Annotated in this window: 1 protein-coding gene; it reads left to right on the top strand. The window is 70.4% G+C overall.

The genetic code is table 11. The annotated features are described in order from the left end of the window. The coding region (locus PUR56_RS22015; protein WP_329950173.1) for a hypothetical protein at positions 1–257 on the top strand (257 nt) is incomplete at its 5' end. Between the last annotated feature and the right edge of the window lie 64 nt (positions 258–321).

Here is a 321-nt window from a genome sequence, read left to right as displayed (position 1 = left end):
GCCGGGTCGAGCCCGGCGACCACGCCGTCGTCCAGGGTCCCGGCGGCGTGCACGATCGCCAGGTCGGGCTCGTCGTCGTCCTCCCGCACCAGCGCCGCGACCGCGGCGCGGTCGGTGAGGTCGCAGGCACGGGCCTCTATTTTTTTTTATTCGTCGTTAATATAGATGTAATCCTAGTTATAGTTTCTTTGTCGTCAGTAGTGTATGACGATTGTGGGGCGGCGCGCGGCGCGGACGCAACGTCGCGGATGCCGTGAGCTGCGTGGCGCGGGGGGGCGGGGGGGGGGGGGGGGGGGGGGGGGGGGGGGGGGGGGGGGGGGG

Origin of the sequence: Streptomyces sp. BE303, from assembly GCF_036290945.1 — a bacterium.
Taxonomy (GTDB): Bacteria; Actinomycetota; Actinomycetes; order Streptomycetales; family Streptomycetaceae; genus Kitasatospora.
The sequence above is the reverse complement of the archived record's forward strand: the minus strand, read 5'-3'. Positions and strand labels throughout refer to the sequence as shown.